This is a genomic window from Bifidobacterium biavatii DSM 23969, from assembly GCF_000741165.1.
In the GTDB taxonomy this organism is placed as follows: Bacteria; Actinomycetota; Actinomycetes; order Actinomycetales; family Bifidobacteriaceae; genus Bifidobacterium; species Bifidobacterium biavatii.
In genome coordinates this window covers 30,317-48,382 of record NZ_JGYN01000034.1, presented here as the reverse complement: position 1 = coordinate 48,382, position 18,066 = coordinate 30,317, and the positions used below count along the sequence as shown (strand labels likewise).

The window sequence follows — 18,066 nt, the reverse complement described above, 5'->3', positions numbered from 1 at the left end:
ACGTCAGGAACCGGGCAAATACGGACGGGACGTCGGGATTGTGGAAGAATGAGAGCGTGAACGTCATCATTCCAGCGAAGGGAGCGAAACGATGACCGATGCAAACACCAACCCCGACGGCAGCCCCAACGAGCCGCATGTGCCGGCGATTCCGGACATTCCCGGCGTCGGGTCTCTGAGCATGCCGGACATTCCTGATTTAAGCGCGGAAACCTTGTACGACCAGACGCCGGAGCCGAGCGCGCATGCGACCGACGCGGCTGATTCGACCGATTCTTCGGCCCCGGCCGGTTCGACTGGTGTTCCGGAAACTTCCGCGGCGGCCTCGCCGTTCAGCGGTTCCTCCGTGACACCGTCGGCTCCGGCGTCGGACACCCCCGCAACCCCGTCCGATCAGACCGATTACGCGGCTCCGTCCGAGCCCGCCGCCGAGCAGGCGCAGCCGTCTGCGGACTCACAGCCGGCCACGGATTACGGCCAGGCGCCGTATATTCCGCCGGCCGCTCCGGTGCAACCGGCCGCACAGCCGGCCGCGTCAGCGACTTCGCAGACTCCCGACACAAGCGCCTACGCGCAAGAACCGTACGACCAGTCGAACTACGGTCAGCAGCCGTATCAGTCGCCGGAGCCGGCCGCCGACTACGGTCAGCCGGCCACGCCGCAAGCGCAGGCTCCGCAGGCTGCGTCGGCGAATCCGTTTGACCCCCAACCGCAGCATTCGGTCCCAACGCAGGGCGACCAGTCGTACGGCCAGCAGCCGGGCGCGACTGCGACAGGCAATCCGTTCGACCCGCAGCCGCAATCACAGCCGCAGTACGGTTCGACCAACCCGTACGAACAGCCAGGCGCACCGGCCAACCCCTTCGCGGCGCAGGGCGAACAGCCCGCATACGGACAGTATGCGCCGACCAGTCAGGGACAGCCGGACTACGGACAGGCGTATGGTCAGCCGGCATACGGCCAGGGACAGCCCGAGTACGGGCAGGCCGCGCCGGAATATGGGCAGAACGCGTACGGTCAGGGCCAGTCGGGCTACCAGATGCCGCCGCAGGGCGTGATGCCGCAATACGGCATGCCCGCGAGCGGTCCGGGCGCGGGCGTGTCTTACGGCGTGCCGCCGCTGAACAAGCCGTATTACGGATGCCCGTTCCCGGAGGCATTCCTGCGCTTCTGGAAAAAGTACGCCACGTTCAAGGGCCGCGCGTCGCGCAGCGAGTTCTGGTGGTGGATGCTGGCGTCGTTCGCGATCAGCTTCGTGCTGAACATGCTCTCGGGCGCGACCGACGATCATGCGTCGTTCCTGGTCGCGATTTGGGATCTGGCGGTCCTCGTGCCGACGATCGCGCTGAGTGTGCGCCGACTGCACGACACGAACCGATCCGGCAAGCTGCTGATCCCGCTGTACGTTATACCGGTCATCGGCTGCATCATCATGATCGTGGGCGGCGGCGCCACGTTCATCGGCATGCTCAGCGGCTACGGCAGCGCCTACTACGGCTACGGGTATGGCCGCGGCTTCGGCATGACGGCCGGCGGCGTGATGGCACTGCTGTTCGGATTCCTCCTGACGATCATCCCCTGCATCATCTGGATCGTGTTCATGGCGCAGGCCAGCAAGCCGGAAGGCGTGCGCTTCGACGACGACTATCAGCCGTATCCGCCGGCTGGCTCGCAGTACGGACAGCCTTATGGCCAGCCGGGTCAGCCCGGTGCGTACGGCCAGCAGGATCCGTACGGATCGGCATACGGACAGCCCGGTCAGCCCGGCCAGTATGGTCCGGACGCGTACGGACAGCCCGCGCAACCCGGTCAGTACGGACAGCCTGACCAATACGGCCAGCAGCCGCAGAATCCGTACGGCAACGGTAACGCGCAGTATCCGCAGCAGCAGCAGTAGGCATTCGCCGAGATAACAAACCACAAGGGCCGCATGGGATCATTCCCATGCGGCCCTTTGCGTATGTATGAGCGGCGCCGGAACGGCGCGGCGCTCAGAGTTCGACTTCGGGCTTGGAGGGGTCGTCTTTGACGTGGGCGAACTTGGCGGCAAGCGCTTCCTTGTTCTTGCGCTCGTCCTCCTCCTTGGCGCGGCGCTTGGCCTCGTCGGGGTCCCAGGTCACGTCGTCGTAGTGGCGCTTCCACTCGTTGACGGCGACCGGCGCGATCGCCCCGGCGGTGGCTTCCAGCGTGTCCGCGGCGGCCGCACGCGCGTCGAGCAGCGCCTGATACTGTCCGTCGCTCAGGCACAGACGCGGCACGGACATCTGCTCGCGCAGTTCGTTGACGAACAGGATGACCGGCAGCTTGGCGACGGCCGCCTCGCGCGAACCGGGCTCGGCCGCGAGCGTGTCGTCGATCGCCGTGAACAGTCCGTCGCAGATGACGAGCGCCTGCGCGAAGCGGTGGGCCAGCCCGCTGACCAGTTCGGGGGACGCCGCGGGGGTACCATCCGATTCGCCCGCAGGTCCGACTGCGACAGCGGAGGCGGTCTCCGCTTCACGCGCGGATCCGGCGGCATTCACTCCGGCCGCATTCACCACACCGGCGTCTCCGGCCGCGCCGGCAATCCCGTCCGCGCCCTCATCCTCCGCGACAGCCCGCTCGACTTCCGGCAGCGCCGTCCGCAGCGCGTCGACGGTCGCGTCCGGCCATGCCACGCCCATCGCGTCGGCCGCGTCGAACAGGACGTTTGGATCGCGGTCATCGCGGTAGCCGACCATCGTGTCGTAGGCGTCGTTCGCGGCGAGCAGCGCGTCAACGATCTCCTGAGGACGGCCGGGGATCTCATCCGCGCCTTCGTACACGAATTCGGCGTCGGGCACGGTCACGTCGTCGCCGGTCGTGACGCGCGCGATCGTGCGCGTGAGGCGCACCTGCAGGTTTTCCGCGTATTTCGCGTCGTTGTCCATCTGCTTGGCGTCGGTGAGCGGCCACAGCGCGATCAGCTGCGCGCCGGATTCGGCCGCGGCCCGCACGCCGGGCAGCGCGGCCACGCGCGCGACGGTATCGTCATCGATTGCAAACCCCATATTCGCTCCTTTGCATACGTTTCCGCAGCGCTGCCCTGCCATCCGGCCAATCAGACGTCCGTATCCGGACGCGGCCGGGCGCACTGCTCCGTCTACCATTGTCGCGCTACTGCACGTCGGCTGCGGGGTCGACGTACGTGATTGACATCACATTGCCGGTCGCGCAGTCGTACGTGACGGATGTGACGGACGCGAGCGCCGTCTTGCGCAGGAACATCCAGTGTTCCGGATGCCCGGTTTCCAGCAGGTGCCGGTACGACCAGATCGGCGATTCGTGGCTGACGACGACGATCTGCTCGCCGGGATGCTGCGCGACTTTTTCGCGCGCGAACTCGCTCATACGCGCGGCGATGGAGCGGTACGATTCGCCCCAGCTCGGCTTGTACAGGTTGAGGACGAGCTTCCAGTTGCCGTTGCGCCACAGCGCGCCTTCGCCGTGGCCGATGCGCTTGCCGCGGAATTCGTTGCCCGCTTCGATGACGCGGGGGTCGGTTTCCAGCGTGAGCGGGGTTTGGCCGCGGTCGGCGCGCACGGCGTTGAGCGCGTCGATGATCGCGCCGGCGGTTTCGCGCGTGCGCTCGAGCGGCGACGAGTAGACAGCGGAGATGGTGTTGGTTTGCGGATTGCTGGCGAGATAGCGCGCGGTCGCTTCGGCCATGCGGCGGCCGCGGTCGGACAGGTGGAAGCCGGGAAGCCGCTCGTAGAGCAGGTGGCCGGGGTTGTAGACCTTGCCGTGGCGGACGAAGTGGATGGTGGTTGCGGGCATCGTCGTCTCCTTGTTCTCGAGGCCGCCGCGCGCCCAAGGGCCGCCGCGAACGTCAGTCGTGCCGTCGGCAACGGCGAAGGGGCCGCATGGGTCACGCCGTGCGCGGCGGTTCCCAGCCGAAGGGTCAACGTGACCATCGGCACGATATATTCACTTTGCTTTCTTTCACTGTACCGCGTGTCGCGACCGGGGTGGCCTATAGAGTGGCCCTGACCAAACAAGTGAAGAGCAACGCATGCATTCGCACGGCTGACCCACGGCACGGCAACATGACGCAGTGACCGTCGTTGGGAAGTAACGGGAAAGCCGGCCTTCAACCAGCTACCAAACGGTAACCAACGGCGACGGGAGTCCGCCGGCAAACGGGCACCTGCCGGCGGGCGGTAGACTACGGCATCGTCGTCGGACGCGGCAGTACGCGGCAGCCAGAAGCCGGCAACCGGAAGCCGAATGGGCGACGATCGTCGGCAGTCGACTCGGCACCGAGCCAAAAGGTGCCAACCGCCACCGTCCGAGCCAGCAACACGGCATCATCGTGCATGACATGCGGCGTGTGGCGTCAATCGATTGACGATCAATCAATCGGTCACGTCCGCACAACACGCAACAAGGCCGACCGACGCGACGCAAAGCGACGGCCCGGCCTCAGACCCAACCGTGAGCAGAAAGGAGCGGCCATGGCAACCGGCAACAACCAGGTAGTGAGCGCAATCAAGGACATCAACCACAAACTCTTCGGCGGGTATGCGGAACTGCTCCGCATACCCCACACCGCACGCTTCGCCGTCGGATCGGTCATCGCCTGCATGCCGTTCCCGATGGTCGGCATGACGATCACCATCTCCGTGCAGCACTACTACGGCAACTACTCGCTCGCCGGCATGCTCACCGCCATCCAGGCGATCGCACTGGCGATCACCTCCCCCGTGCTCGGCAAGCTCGTCGACAAGTTCGGCCAGCGGCAGGTGTCGATCCCGACGATCATCGTGTGGATCGTCTCGGCGATCGCGCTCGTCACGGCCATCACCAACCGGGCGCCAGAATGGGTGCTGTACTGTCTGACCCCGCTCCTCGCCGCCATCCCACCGTGGGGCGCGATGAGCCGCGCCCGCTGGACGACGCTGCTCAAGGGCGACCGCGAACGCACCGACCGCGCGCTGAGCCTGTCCGGCGTGTTCGACGAGTGCATGTGGGTGATCGGCAACCCGCTCGCCTCCACGCTCGCCGTGATCTCCGGCCTGCTCGCGTTCTCGTTCACCGGCGTGTGCGTGGTCGTGGGCGCGCTCATGTTCCTGACCGAGCTCACGACCGAACCGAAGTCGCAGACCGTGCTCGCCCGCGAAGCCGGCATGACGCGCAAGCAGTACCGCGAACGCGAGGCGGCGCGCGCGAAGGCCGTGCAGGCCGAGGCCGCGGTGGAACGCGCGCGGTGCAAGGCGATGAGCGAAGGCCTCGGCGAGGCGGAAGTGGCCGCGGCGATGCGTTTGGCCGAGGCCGACGTGCAGGCCGGACGCAAGGAGTCGATCTGGGGACCGGGCCTGATCGCCGTGTGCGTGACGTGGTTCTCGCTCGGCGCGTTCCAGTCGGCGGCCGGCATTTCGATCATCGCGTTCGCCACCGAGGCGAACATGAAGCAGTACACGGGATTCGTGTTCGCGTGCTTCTCGTTCAGCTCGCTGTGCGGCGCACTGTTCTACGGCGCGAAGAACTGGACGATCCCGCTGTGGAAGCGCTTCTACTTCTGCCTTGCCGTGGTGAATATCGGCATCGGCACGTTCATGTTCGCGAAGCACCTGTGGGTGATCATGATCATCTACCTGCTCATCGGCGTGTGCCAGGCCCCGACGTGGATCAACGGCAACCAGCTGATGCTGCACTTGGTGCCGCCGACGCGCTTCACCGAAGGCGTGGCGTGGATGGGTGCGATGAATTCGATCGGCTCGTCGGCCGGTTCGGCGATCGCGGGCCAGTTCATCGACCGCATGGGATCGCACGGCGGATTCATGGTGGTCACGACGCTGGCGCTGCTGTCGCTGGTGATCGCGTTCGTCGGATTCAAGCAGATCAAGTCGAGCACGGAAACGCCGACGCTGACGACCGTGAGCGTGTGACGCGCGTGACGCGCACGCATGCATGGGCGAATCACCGCGCATGACAAGGCTTGCATGACTCGCATGGCAGACGCAAGAGGGCGGTCTCCCGATGATAGGGAGACCGCCCTCTGCATATTGCATATGTCGCGCATGCGTTTGCCGGACAATGCGACGCGCCTGCCCGCATCTATGGTCTATGGCCTACTTCGGCCAGCCCTTGGGCGTGTGCTCGAGCGACCACAGGCCGAGCCGGTGGGAGAAGCTGCGCTCCCACTTGGCCTCGAGCTCCTCGGCGGTGAGGCGGTTCTCGGCCTTCTTGAGACGGTTCATGGCGTTGGTGTGCGTGTCGTCGAGCAGCCACTTGCGGATGCAGAAGTTCCACACCATCACCACGGCGGTGGCGACGAGCTTGCCGATGTTGGTGCGCAGCAGGTATTCGGCGTGCTGCGACCAGTAGGCGTCGTGGTTCATGCCGTACGTGGAGATCCAGATGATCGCGTCGTTCATGAACAGTCCGACCACGGCCGCGCCCACGAAGATGAGGATCTCCATCCACCGGGCCATGTCGGGACGGTGCTTGAACACGAATTTCATGCTCGCCAGATAGTTGAACACCAGCGAAATGAGGAATGAGATGGTGGCGGCCAGCACGTTGTGCATATGGAACACGCCGACCAGCAGGTTGAGGATGCCCCAGTCGATCACGAAGGCGATCACGCCCACGATGCCGAACTTCATCAGCTGCGCTATCAGTTTCTTCACGGGGAACCATTTAACACGGCGGCGATGACTCGAGCCGACGACTTGTCCCGATCCGCACGGTTTCGCCGCATGATCATGCCGTGCAAATTTGCCACACATTTTGTGTTGCACGATGCCGCCGCACGCCGCGGAAAAGACGCCACGTTTTGCCCGCACACGGAATGATTAGGATGGAAAGCGACGATTGTCAATCCAATCAAGGAGGAATCATGCCCGTCATTCACACCCACGTTTCCGTCAAGACCACGCCCGAGCAGCGCGAGGCGCTCAAGGCCGCGTACGGCAAGGCGATCACCGCCGTGCCCGGCAAGTCCGAAGGCTGGCTGATGTGCCCGTTCGAGGATGAGATGCCGATCTACTTCGGCGGCGACGATTCCAAGCCGGCCGCGTACGTGGAGGTCAACGTGTTCGGCCGTTCCGTGCCGGGCTCCGCATGGGAGAAGCTCACCGAGTCGATCATGGCCGCGCTCAACTCCACGCTCGGCATTCCGGAGGACCGCACGTACATCCGCTACACCGCCACCACCGACTGGGGTTGGAACGGCAGCAATTTCTAGTTGCCACCTATAAAAAACTGGAGGAGCAACCACCGCAGGCCTACACAGAGTAGGTAGGCCACGGGTCGTACGCTCCCCCAGTCAGCTTCGCTGACAGCCCCCTCAGCCGAGGGGGCCGAGGCTGCCGCCAGCTTTACGACGCACTTTCCTCTCCGCCAATCAGACGATCTTCGGCATCGGGGTGGTCAGGGACGTGGTCAGGTTCACGTGGACCAGACCGGCGCCCGCATGCACTTCGACCTTCTTGAGCGTCACGGTGCGCTCGGCCTCCGGCGCGCGGTCGTTGTCGGTCATCGTGGCCGGCGACTTGACCGCGACCAGCGCGAGGTCGTCGAGCGAGAGGCCCGCGTCCTTGCACAGTTCCGAGGCCTCGCCGAGCGAGTCGAGGAAGCCGTCCTTGAGCACCACGCGGTCGGCCGGCACGCCGTACGCGTTCTCGGCGACCCACTTGACGTTGTCGATCAGCGGCATGCCCCTGTGACTGTCGCGCGCGGCCGGAGCGGCGGCGTTCGCAAGCACGTCGGCGAACGCGTCGATCTGGTCGGCGAGGCCCTCGCCGCCGTCGCGGTACAGGTTGCCGACGATCGGATCGCGGAAGCCGAGCTTGGCCGCGGTCTCGCGCAGGGACGGCACCTGATCGTCCTCGCCCTCCCACAGGTTGATCAGCGGGAACGCCGGGATGTCGAGCTTTTCGAGACGGTTCACGTGGAACGGGTAACGCCACGCAAGTTCCGGATCGTCGCGCCACGTCGAAGCGCGAGTCACGACGACCGCGGCCGACGGCCACTGCGCGCCGTACTCGCGGCAGGCGATGTCAAGCCACTTCTGCGCGCCCGCGTCGGTGCCGTAGCCGGCTTCGACGATGACGACGTCGTGCAGCGCGCACGCCATCTCCACGGAAACGAGCGTCGGGATTCCGATCGACACGTTCGCGAACGGGCCGCCGTGCACGTACACCGGGGAACCATTCACGGTTTCGGTCAGGGCCGGCTTGACCGCGTCAGCGAGCATGTCGGTGATGCGCCACAGGTCGATGAACTCGCCGAACTGGACGGGCTTGCCGTCCTTCGTGCCGGCGATCATCGCGGCGACGCGCTTGCCGAGCTCGTCCATCGAACGCGACAGGACGACGATCTGCATGAGCTCAGAAGTCGGCGTGAGCACGACCTTCTCGGCCACGTTGTTCTTGCCGGCATCCACGGTGATGGAACGCAGGGAGCGCGACGGAACTTCGGACACGCGCGGCACGAGAATCGTGTCGAGCTTGCCCTCGTCGATCGCCTTCTCAGCGAACGAAACCAGCAGGTTCTGGGCGGCCGCGATGGCGGCCATTTCGCCGCACAGACCCCAGTCGATGAGCTCAGGGTGGGTCAGCGACGCCTTGCCGCCGCCGGACGCGCCGCCCTTCGAGCCGGCCGCGGTGATGCCCATGCTCGGCTGGCGCAGCACGGCGGTCGCGTCGATGCCGCGGGCGCGCAGCGCGTCGATGAGGCGATGGTCGTGGTGGTCTTGCCTTCGCCGCGGGACGCTCTTGAGCGGCGTGTCGGCGGTGACGAGCACGACCTTGCCGTGCTTGCGCGGCGCGTCCGGGTTGGACTTGAGGTAGTCCATGTAGCCGAATGCGTCGATCTTCTTGACCAGGCCGTACTGGCTGGTGAAATCCTCGATGGTGGTCATTGACGGGAATCCTTTCTCACCTACTGGGTCCCCATTTGTCAGGGGAAATGGGCTCGCGCAGCGAGATTAAGAGATAATCAGAAAATTATAGGTCTCACCTTCTGACTACCCCTCAGTCAGCTGCGCTGACAGCTCCCCTGGCAAGGGGAGCCGAGAGTTATAGAGCAATCTAGAAGTCGGACAGGTGGAAGCCGTTCTTCATCTTCATGCTCACCGTGTAGAGCACGGAGTCGAGCAGCTGGTCGGTTTCGTCCTTGAGCACGTCGGCCATGCGCTGGTTGGCGGCGGCCAGCGTCTCGCGCACGGCGGCGTTGCGGGTCGCCTCGACGATCTCGTCCGGATCCATCGGCTGCACGTCGCGCTCGTCGTCGGTACCGTCGAAATCGTCGAAATCAAGCTCGTCGACGGCCTCGGCCGCAGCGTTCTCGGCCTCGTCCTCGGCAACATCCTCCGCGGACTCCGGCCACACGCCGTCGATCGCATTGATCGCGGCGTCCGTATCGGAGATCAGACGGTGGCCGAACGCGCCAGTCTTCTGCTGGTAGCGGTCCACGGCGTTCGACGTGTCGCCGAACGCGGCGTCGCACAGCGCGGCGATGACGCGGTTCTCCCAGTAGAAGTTCTCGGTCGTCACGCGCGTGGTCGTGTCCTCGAGATACTTCGGGGTCGCGTCGACGTTCGGATAGAACGGCACGAGCGTGTTGAACGGGTTGGAGCCGTAGGCGATCCACTGGATCGCGCGGTCGACCTGCGGGCGGTACGGGCGGATCTGCATGACCGACAGCTGGCTCTGACGGTTGATGCCGATCGGACGGTACATGTGCTTGGTGTGCTCGTCGCCGAGCTTGCCGTACGGATCGTACGGAGTGCCCTGATAGTGGTTCGACAGGACCCACTTGATGTCCTCGATCGTCACCTTGCGTTCGGGCTGGCGGGCCCACGGAATGTCGTTGGATTCCGGCTTGTGGTCGGCGTCCGGGCCGTCCCAGACCTCGTCGTACGGGTTGAGGAAGCGCTGCATGGCCCATGCGCGCGGCGTGTTGTACACGTGGTCCTGATCGGAGTGCGAGCCGAACGCGTCGCGCGGGTTGAACGGCGTGGTCGATTCGACCGACAGGTCGAGATGGTTGTCGGAGATGAATTCGGCCAGATCGGCGGAGCACATGTGGTTCTCCTGCTCGCCGAGCGCGTCGTCGAGATCGAATTCGTCGATGCCGAGCTGGTTCGGCATGGTCACGTACGCCTCGTCCGGCACGCGCTTGGCGATCCAGTGATGGCCGCCGACGGTTTCCATCCACCAGATCTCGTCCGCGTCGGAGAACGCGGTGCCGTTCATCTCGTACGTGCCGTACCGCTCGAGCAGGGCGCCGAGACGCTGCACGCCCTCGCGCGCGGTCTTGACGTACGGCAGGACGAGCGTGACGAAGTCCTCCTCGCCGATGCCGCCGGGGACTTCCGGCTCGTAATCGGCGTCGCCTTCCTTGCCGCGTGCAGGCTTGCGCACGACGAACGGGTCGGCGCCGAGCACGCGCTCGTTCGTGGTGAGCGTTTCGGTGGCGCTCATCGCCACGTTCGCCTCGTTCACGCCGGCCTCGCCCCAAATGCCGTCCTTGAGATCCGCATTCGGCACGGCCGTGTACTGCAGCGGCTCTTCGTCGCTCAGATCGACTTCGACGTGGGAGATGACGCTGCGGTAGTGCTTCGGCTGTTCCTCCGGCTTGACGACGACGAAGCGCTTCGGGCAGAACTCGCCGTTCGAGCTGTCCTCGTTGCGGGCGATGATCGTCGAGCCGTCGTAGCTCGCGTCCTTGCCGACCAGAATCGTGGTGCAGGCCATAGTTGCTGTTGCTTCCTTTCTCAGAGAATCACGCTTTGCCGGTAACGAAGATACCGCCCTGATCGGGCGTTTCGTCGCAATTTCTCAGAGCATGAAGCAGCTCGTTGAGCCAGAAGCCCTGATTGAGGCCGGGAAGCGGCTCTTTGGTGGCCCACACGTGCAGGTAGTAGTCGTGATCCTTGTCCGGAGGCTGAGGACCGTTGTATCGCATGGTGATCGCCGGGTCGTTGTCGCGGCCGACGAACTTGGATGCGGACGAGTTGCGGCCCTGCACGGCCTCGGGGATCATGGCCGGCAGCTGGCGGGAGAAGTCCGGCGGAATGGACAGCGCGTGCGAGTCGTTGAAGTCGTACATGAGCGCGTCGATGGGCAGGTTCGCGACCGTCCAGTGGATCCATTCGAATCCGCACACGGGGATCGAGTCCGGGTCGGTGAAGGCCCAGTGCAGGTAACGGGCCTCCGGCTCGATCTGGTCGATGTAGAACGGGAAGGAGACGATGGGCACGCCGCCGTTGCGGTAGGGCGCCGCCGCGGCCTTGGCGAAGTCGTCGGGAACAACCGTGAAATCAGCGGAAATCTTCATGTGCCCAGTGTACGCACCAACGTGTAACACGTCGGCACGTCGGGTCGGCCTGATCGGCCAGGTTCAGCTGGCCTGGTCCGATCAGCCAAGTCCGATCCGTAGAATCGCGCTGCGTCACTTGTCGCTCGGCATAAGTTCCATGCGGTCCACGCGCACGGGATTCCCGATCGAGTTGAACGAGACCTTCAACGTGTGCCTGCCCGCGGTCAGCCGCACGCGCATGCCGGTCGGCTGGTAGTAGGCGGTCTGGTAGATCGTCTTGGTCATGCCTTCCCCGTCGTCTACGGTGAGCGTCACGTCGGACGTTTCGCTTTCGTCGCGCAGCTTTTCCATCCGGTTCCAGACGAACAGCGAATAGTCGCCGTCCTTCGGCACGTCGAACGTCCACGACACGCTGCGGGACGCGTCTTCGAGACCGCCGATCGCCTTGCCGGAGACCGCAAGCCCGTCCTTGACCACGGTCACGTCGTCGCGGTTCGATTCGGGTATGTCGATGTCGTCCGGCAATGCGCGCGTGCGCTCGGGCTCGCCGGACGGCACGGGAACCATCTGGTTGGAGTATTGAATGTCCATCGGTTCGATCGCGCCGTTCTTGTCGAACGTGACCGGCTGGAAGCGCACGGACCGGTTCCAGCCGCCGCCGCTCCAGCGCGCGGAATGGTAGATCATGAGCGTTTGCCTGCCGTCGGGCGATTCGACGAAGCTGTTGTGGCCTGGACCGTAGATGCCGTGGCCTTTGCTCAGGATCGGCTTATCATGTTTGGTCCATGCGGACGGATCGGACAGATCGGCCGTGGCGGATGCGGTGAGCAGGCCGATGCAGTAATCGTCGGTCCAGCTGCCGGAGGCGGAGTACGTGAGGTTGACCGTGTCGCCGTGCACGATCGCCGCGGGGCCTTCGTTGACCTTCGGGTCGCCGACGCGCTCCCAATCATGGTCGGGTTCGGAGATGAGGATTTTCTCCGACTTGACTTCGACCGGGGAGACCATGCGCGCGATGTACAGGTTCTGCTGCACGTTTTCGTAGCCTTCCCAGCCGGACCAGACGAGCCAGCGACCGCGTTTCGTCTCGACGACGGTCGCGTCAATGGCGAACTTGTCGTCCATGCCACCCATGGGCTCGATCTGCCATTCGCCGCTCATCGGGTCGTCCGCATGATTGGAAAGCACGTATGTGCGGTGGATGGTATCGCCGACTTTCTGCGCGGCGACGTAGATGTACCATGCGCCGTCGAGCCGGTGCAGTTCCGGCGCCCAGTACTGTTCCAGCCCGTTGCCTTCCTCCAGTACGGTGGCCGTTTCGCCGGTGGAGATGTCGCCCAGCCAGTTGGATTTGACGAGGACGATGGTCCCGTTGTCGACTTTTACGTAGTAGTAGCTGCCGTGGTAGTGGATGATGGCGGGGTCCGCTCCGGCGGCGTCAAGCCCGTTGGTGATCATGTTGCCGTTCCTTACGTCGCTCATGCTGTTGGTGGTGCCGGCGCTCGACCCTGCTCCCGCGCTGGAGGGCAGGATCGAGCAGCCGGTCAGGAGCAGCGCGGCCGCCGTGGCAGCGGCGATCGCGCGGATGCCGCGAAGCAGACGGGTGCTCATTGGACGATCCTGTTGGTGTGGTAGCGGTCGTTGATGGCCTTGATCGCCTTCGGATCACACTTGGGTTGGCGATCATAAGTGAGCAGTCCGTTGATTTCCTGTTCCACATCGGTCAGCTGCGTGTAGCAGTAGCCCCACAGCGCTTTGGACGAGTACACGGCGTCCATGATGCGCGCGTAGTCCTTCAGGAACTGTTCTTCGTTGGCGGCGGAGGTGTATCCCCAGCCTGGTTCGCCGGATACGTCGAATCCGATGCCGCCGAATTCGGTCAGCAGGATCGGCTCGCCCTGGTAGGAGAAACCGGATGCGTAAATGTCACGGCAGGTCGACGGATGACGCAGCAGGCCGTCGCGATCGGCGAGCATGGCACGATATTCGGCGTATTCGCCGCCGTCCGCGCTTTGCCCGTGTGAATAGTTGTGGATCGCGCAGATGTCCGTTTCGGTCTGTTCCCAGCCGTCGTTCGATTCGACGAGCCGGGTCGGGTCGATGGAGTGCAGATAGTGGTAGAACGCCTGCGTGCAGTGCTGCTGTTCGCGGTTCGAGCGGATGAATGGCACGCCCCAGCTTTCGTTGAACGGCACCCAGGTGACGATGCTGGGATGGTTGTAGTCGCGGTCGACGATTTCTTGCCATTCGCGCATGAGCCGGTCGACGGCGGACTTGGTGTACGCCGGCGCGGCCGCACATTCGCCCCATACGATGTAGCCGAGCTTGTCGGCCCAGTACAAGAATCGCGGGTCTTCCATCTTCTGGTGCTTGCGGCAGCCGTTGAAGCCCATCGACTTGGACAGTTCGATGTCCTTGCGGTAGGCGTCGTCGTCGGGAGCGGTGAGCAGGCCGTCGGGCCAGTAGCCTTGGTCGAGCACGAGCTTCTGGTAGTACGGGCGGTTGTTGAGGTAAGTCATGCCGTTTTGGATGTGGATCTTCCTCATACCGAAGTACGAATCTACATGGTCGGTCGTCCGTCCGTCGCCGCCGTCGATCACGTCGAATGCCACGTCGACGAGGTTGGGGTGTTCGGGCGACCACAGCGGTTCGTCCTCGTTGTGGAATCCCGTACGGAAGATGTGGTTCTGCACGTAGTCGACTTCCCACACGAGTTCGTCGGAACGCCATGTCAGCTCGCCGTCCGCGACCGGAACGTCATGGTAGGAGATGCGATAGCGCAGCTTGTCTCCGGATCGCATGCCGGCGCCGGTCGCATCGAAGCGAATCAGGCCGCGGTCGATGTCGGTCGTGATGCGCACGTCGTCGAGCCGCTTGGCGCTGACAGTCTCGCACCAGACGGTCTGCCAGATGCCGGTCGTGTTCGTGTACCAGATACCGGCGGACGGCCCGTTCCAGTATTGCTTGCCGCGCGGGATGCGCTCGTCGTCCTGCGGATCCCAGACGCGCACGGCGATCGACTGCTCGCCGTCCTCGTTCAGATACGGGGTGATGTCCGCAGAGAACGGCGTGTTGCCGCCGATATGATGGACGACCTGCCGGCCATTGACAAATACGGTCGCTTCGTAGTCGACGGCGCCAAAGTGGAGAAGCACGCGATTGCCGTCGTCCGGACGGGATTGGACGAAGTAGCGGCGGTACCAGACGACGTCATGACGGCTGACGTCGTGGATGCCGCTGAGCTTGCTCTGGTAGGCGAACGGAACCTGAATGCGACGGTCGAAATCAGTCCGTTCCTGCCAATGCTCGTCGAGGCCGCGGTTGTCGTCGTCGAACGCGAACTCCCATTCGCCGTTCAGGCATGTCCATTCGTCACGTCGGAACTGGGGGCGCGGATATTCGGTGCGCAACGTCATTGTTGTTGGTCCTTTCACGATCATGTGCGCATTCAGTAGCAATGCGCACGGAAATTCATAAGGGTATGTTTTCGGTTACTTGATGCCGCTGTTCAGTGCCATGGCCTGCATGAAGTACTTCTGGGCAAACACGTACAGCAGCAGCATCGGGATCAGCGCGAGCAGTGAACCGGCGGTAACCACGCCCGGGAAGGTGAGGTACTGCCCCTGCAGCAGCTGCAGGCCGGGGGTGATCGGCATGGTGTCCACGTCGGTCATGACGACGGACGGCCACAGAAAATCGTTCCATGCGCCGGTGAACGTGAACAGGGCGACGACGGTAAGCGCCGGGCGGATCAACGGCAGAATAACATGGCGGAAGATCTGCCATTCGTTCGCGCCGTCGACGATCGCCGCTTCGTCCAGCTCGTGCGGGATACCGACGACGAACTGCCGGACGAGGAAGATGTTGTACACGCCTGCCGCACCGGGGACAATGACCGCAAGGAACGTGTTCGTCCAGCCGAGCGTGTCGATGATCTTGTAGTTCGGGATCAGGTTGAGCACGCCAGGGAACATCATCGTGGCGAGCAGGAAGTTGAACAGCGCGTCACGGCCCTTGAACTGAAGCCGCGTGTAGCCGTAGGCTGCCAGCGACACGACGACGAGCACCAGCAGCGTCTGGCACGAGGAGATGATCAGCGAGTTCAGGAACCATTTGAACACTGGCGTCTGCTCGTTGCTGGCGGTCAGTTCCTTGTAGTTGTCGAGCGTCCAGTGTTGGGGCAGAAGCTGGAAGTCGGAGCTGATGATCTCGTCGTTGGATTTGAAGGACGTGAAGATGGCCCAGACGATCGGGAACATCCAGAGCACGCCGAGTATGGCAAGAATGGTGAAGAAGATGATCTTCGTGGCTTTCGAATACTGCATGACGGGTTCCTTTCCGCTAGTCCTGGCGGCGCATGACGACGAATTGGACGACGGACACGAGCATGATGAGCAGGCCAAGCAGCACGGCCATGGCGGACGCCATGCCGGCGGTCGGAATGCCGGCACCGAAAGCGTTGTTCTGGATGTCCATCATGAGCACTCGCGTGGAGTTGTTCGGGCCGCCGTTGGTGAGCATGAGCGGCTGGCCGTAGACGTTGAACTGGGCGATGGTGGTGGTCACGAGGGTGAAGAACAAGGGGAAGCGGATGTTCGGCATGAGGATCTTCATGAAGATGGTGAAGTTGCCCGCGCCGTCGATTCTCGCGGCCTCGACCTGTTCTACCGGCACGCCGTTGAGGGCGGCCACGTAGATGATGAGGTTCTGGCCGACGCACCACCATACGGTGATAAGCACGAGCGCGACCCATGCCCACGGCTGCGTGGACGTGATGTTGATCTTGAGGCCGAACCATTTCGGCAGCGGGCCGTAGGACAGGCTCAGCAGGAAGCTCCAGACCAGCATGACCGCGGACACGGCGAACAGCGTCGGCAGGTAGAACAGCGACTGGAACAGCTTGTACAGCTTGGGCTTTGCCTGAATCATCGTGGCGATGACCAGCGGGACGATCACGCACAGCGGCACGGTGAAGATCACGAACAGGATCGTGTTGCGGGTTCCGTTCATGAACTGCGTGTGGTAGATCGACTTGCTGTCGAACAGTATCTCTTTGAAGTTGTTGAAACCGACCCACTGCGGGGTTCCGAACAGATCCCAGTCAGTGAACGCGATGTAGATGCCGAATACGGCGGGGATCAGGAAGAACAGAATGAACAGGATCATGTGAGGGCCGAGGAACAGCAGCGACCATAATCCCTGATGCTTCTTTTTCATGGGAACGTTCCTTTACGCACTGAAACAAATCGACCCAAATGAGTCGGACACGGATAACCGCCGATTCGACGGGCTCTTCCGACGACGCGGGAGACACGGCTGTCGAATCGGCGGAGACGGACAAGGGCGTCGGTATTACTTCATCTTCTGTTCGGCGACCTGCTGGATCTCATCCATGGTCTGGGCAATGTCGGCCTTGCCCTCGATCATGTCCCAGTTGCGGTTGTCGATCTCGGAGTTCACGTAGCTCAGGCCAGGGGTGGTGATGATGTTGATCGCCTTGCGGATGTTCTCGTCCTTGAGCAGGAACGACTGCGGCATCTTCGTGTATTCCTCGTTGTCGAGCATCGCGACGGACGACGGGTTGGCGCCGGAACGGACCATTTCAAGCTGGTTGTTCTGCATCCACGACATGAAGTCGACCATGCCCTTCATCTTCTCCTCGGAGCGCGCGGCCTTGGAGCGGATGATGACGAACTGATCCGCACCGGAGCACTGGACCAGATGCTTGGCGTCCCACTGCGGCACGACGGTTTCACCCCAGTTGAAGCTCGCCTTCTTGATGTTGGCAAGGGACCACGAGCCTTCCGGCATGAACACGAGCTTGCCGTTGAGGAAGGTCTTGGTCACGTCCTCGCCGTTCGGGACCATCCAGCCGTTCTTGTACAGCTTCTGGAACTCCTCGAACACCTTCTTGGAGGTATCGTTGTTCACGCTGATCTTGCCGTTGGAGCCGAGCCACTTGCCGCCCATCTGCAGGTACAGGTTGTCGTAGTTCTGGAAGCCCCAGCTGTTCGCGTAGCTGTAGACGCCGTCGGCCTTCGCGGCCGCGCCGGCCTTCTCGATCTCGTCGAACGTGACGATGTTGTCGTCCAGGGCGCCGGGCACGTACTTGTCGACCAGATCCTTGTTGTAGTACATGATCCACGAGCCAATGATGCTCGGGATGCCGTACTGCTTGCCGTCGGCCTGGCCGGCCTCCCACGCGGACGGGATGTAGGCGTCCGCGGTCACCTTGCTGCCATCCAACGAGGAACCCCAGTCCACAAGCAGGTTCTGGCTGTGCCAACTCGGAACCTCCTCGGAGGCGACGATCGCCAGATCAGGAACGTCCTTGCCGCTGCGGCCCGCCGTGGCGAGCTTGGCGTTGAACGTGTCCTTCTTCATGGTCACGAACTTGACCTTGTACTTCGGGTTCGTCGCATTGTAGGCGTCGAACGTCTTCTTAGCGTTCTCCGCATCCGGTCCGGTCTGCTGTCCCCACAGAAGGATCTCGTTCGAGCTCTCGGACTTCGCAGTGCTGGTTCCGCAGCCAGCAAGCGAACCGACCGTCAGAGCGCCGGCAATCAAGATAGTTGCAAACTTAGCAAACTTGTTCATCTTTTTCCTCCATTGGTGTTTCCTGTTTCCTTAAGCTCAACCTCGAGCTGATACTTAAGATAGCGCGGCATTTCAGCGTTTGCAAGCTCGCAGGCAGTGTATTATGAAGGTGTGTCGAAGGTGAACTATTCACATAACGATTGCCTATTTGTGCAATCATTAAACTGAATATGGTATCCTAAA

Annotated in this window: 14 protein-coding genes; 3 read left to right on the top strand and 11 right to left on the bottom strand. The window is 63.3% G+C overall.

Translation table 11 applies throughout. The annotated features are described in order from the left end of the window. Window positions 1-91 precede the first annotated feature (91 nt). Entirely contained in the window at window positions 92-1,897 is a 1,806-nt protein-coding gene (locus tag BBIA_RS15075) for a DUF805 domain-containing protein (protein WP_051924020.1), read from the top strand. Between the two features lie 94 nt (window positions 1,898-1,991). On the opposite strand, the gene BBIA_RS11420 is transcribed toward BBIA_RS15075, so the two are convergent. Continuing rightward, window positions 1,992-3,029 carry a hypothetical protein gene (locus BBIA_RS11420; RefSeq protein WP_033494106.1) on the bottom strand — a complete coding sequence of 346 codons (1,038 nt, stop codon included), beginning with the start codon at window positions 3,027-3,029 and terminating at the stop codon, window positions 1,992-1,994. 106 nt (window positions 3,030-3,135) lie between these two features. After that, window positions 3,136-3,795: a histidine phosphatase family protein gene (locus BBIA_RS11415; protein WP_033494104.1), complete on the bottom strand. Its 660-nt coding sequence runs from the start codon at window positions 3,793-3,795 to the stop codon at window positions 3,136-3,138. Window positions 3,796-4,472: 677 nt separating this feature from the next. Here BBIA_RS11415 and BBIA_RS11410 point away from each other — a divergent pair. Beyond that, window positions 4,473-5,906 carry an MFS transporter gene (locus BBIA_RS11410; RefSeq protein WP_033494102.1) on the top strand — a complete coding sequence of 478 codons (1,434 nt, stop codon included), beginning with the start codon at window positions 4,473-4,475 and terminating at the stop codon, window positions 5,904-5,906. Between the two features lie 183 nt (window positions 5,907-6,089). Here BBIA_RS11410 and BBIA_RS11405 read toward each other — a convergent pair whose 3' ends face one another. Next, complete coding sequence (locus tag BBIA_RS11405; RefSeq protein WP_033494173.1) at window positions 6,090-6,626, bottom strand: GtrA family protein; 537 nt, start codon at window positions 6,624-6,626, stop codon at window positions 6,090-6,092. A 233-nt stretch (window positions 6,627-6,859) separates the two neighbouring features. Here BBIA_RS11405 and BBIA_RS11400 point away from each other — a divergent pair, with 233 nt between their 5' ends. Beyond that, window positions 6,860-7,207 (top strand): phenylpyruvate tautomerase MIF-related protein, encoded by a 348-nt coding sequence (locus tag BBIA_RS11400; protein ID WP_033494100.1) that lies wholly within the window; start codon window positions 6,860-6,862, stop codon window positions 7,205-7,207. Between the two features lie 159 nt (window positions 7,208-7,366). Here BBIA_RS11400 and BBIA_RS11395 read toward each other — a convergent pair whose 3' ends face one another. The 8 genes from BBIA_RS11395 to BBIA_RS11360 form a co-directional block, all read right to left on the bottom strand. Further along, window positions 7,367-8,884, bottom strand: coding sequence for a formate--tetrahydrofolate ligase (locus BBIA_RS11395; RefSeq protein WP_081892356.1), 1,518 nt, complete (start codon window positions 8,882-8,884; stop codon window positions 7,367-7,369). A gap of 169 nt (window positions 8,885-9,053) precedes the next feature. After that, window positions 9,054-10,721: a C69 family dipeptidase gene (locus BBIA_RS11390; RefSeq protein WP_033494096.1), complete on the bottom strand. Its 1,668-nt coding sequence runs from the start codon at window positions 10,719-10,721 to the stop codon at window positions 9,054-9,056. Window positions 10,722-10,749: 28 nt separating this feature from the next. After that, a complete protein-coding gene (locus BBIA_RS11385) occupies window positions 10,750-11,304 on the bottom strand; it encodes a YbhB/YbcL family Raf kinase inhibitor-like protein (protein WP_033494094.1) in 555 nt (184 codons plus the stop codon). A gap of 114 nt (window positions 11,305-11,418) precedes the next feature. Then, entirely contained in the window at window positions 11,419-12,897 is a 1,479-nt protein-coding gene (locus BBIA_RS13525; RefSeq protein WP_051924019.1) for a family 43 glycosylhydrolase, read from the bottom strand. Next, on the bottom strand, window positions 12,894-14,702 hold the full coding sequence (locus BBIA_RS11375; protein ID WP_033494093.1) for a glycoside hydrolase family 2 protein: 1,809 nt from the start codon (window positions 14,700-14,702) through the stop codon (window positions 12,894-12,896). The genes BBIA_RS13525 and BBIA_RS11375 overlap by 4 nt, the downstream gene beginning before the upstream one ends. A gap of 75 nt (window positions 14,703-14,777) precedes the next feature. After that, window positions 14,778-15,611, bottom strand: a complete 834-nt coding sequence (locus BBIA_RS11370) for a carbohydrate ABC transporter permease (RefSeq protein WP_033494091.1) — start codon at window positions 15,609-15,611, stop codon at window positions 14,778-14,780. Window positions 15,612-15,627: 16 nt separating this feature from the next. Next, window positions 15,628-16,503, bottom strand: coding sequence for a carbohydrate ABC transporter permease (locus BBIA_RS11365; RefSeq protein ID WP_033494089.1), 876 nt, complete (start codon window positions 16,501-16,503; stop codon window positions 15,628-15,630). A 135-nt stretch (window positions 16,504-16,638) separates the two neighbouring features. Then, window positions 16,639-17,883, bottom strand: a complete 1,245-nt coding sequence (locus tag BBIA_RS11360) for an ABC transporter substrate-binding protein (RefSeq protein ID WP_033494087.1) — start codon at window positions 17,881-17,883, stop codon at window positions 16,639-16,641. Window positions 17,884-18,066: the final 183 nt, after the last annotated feature.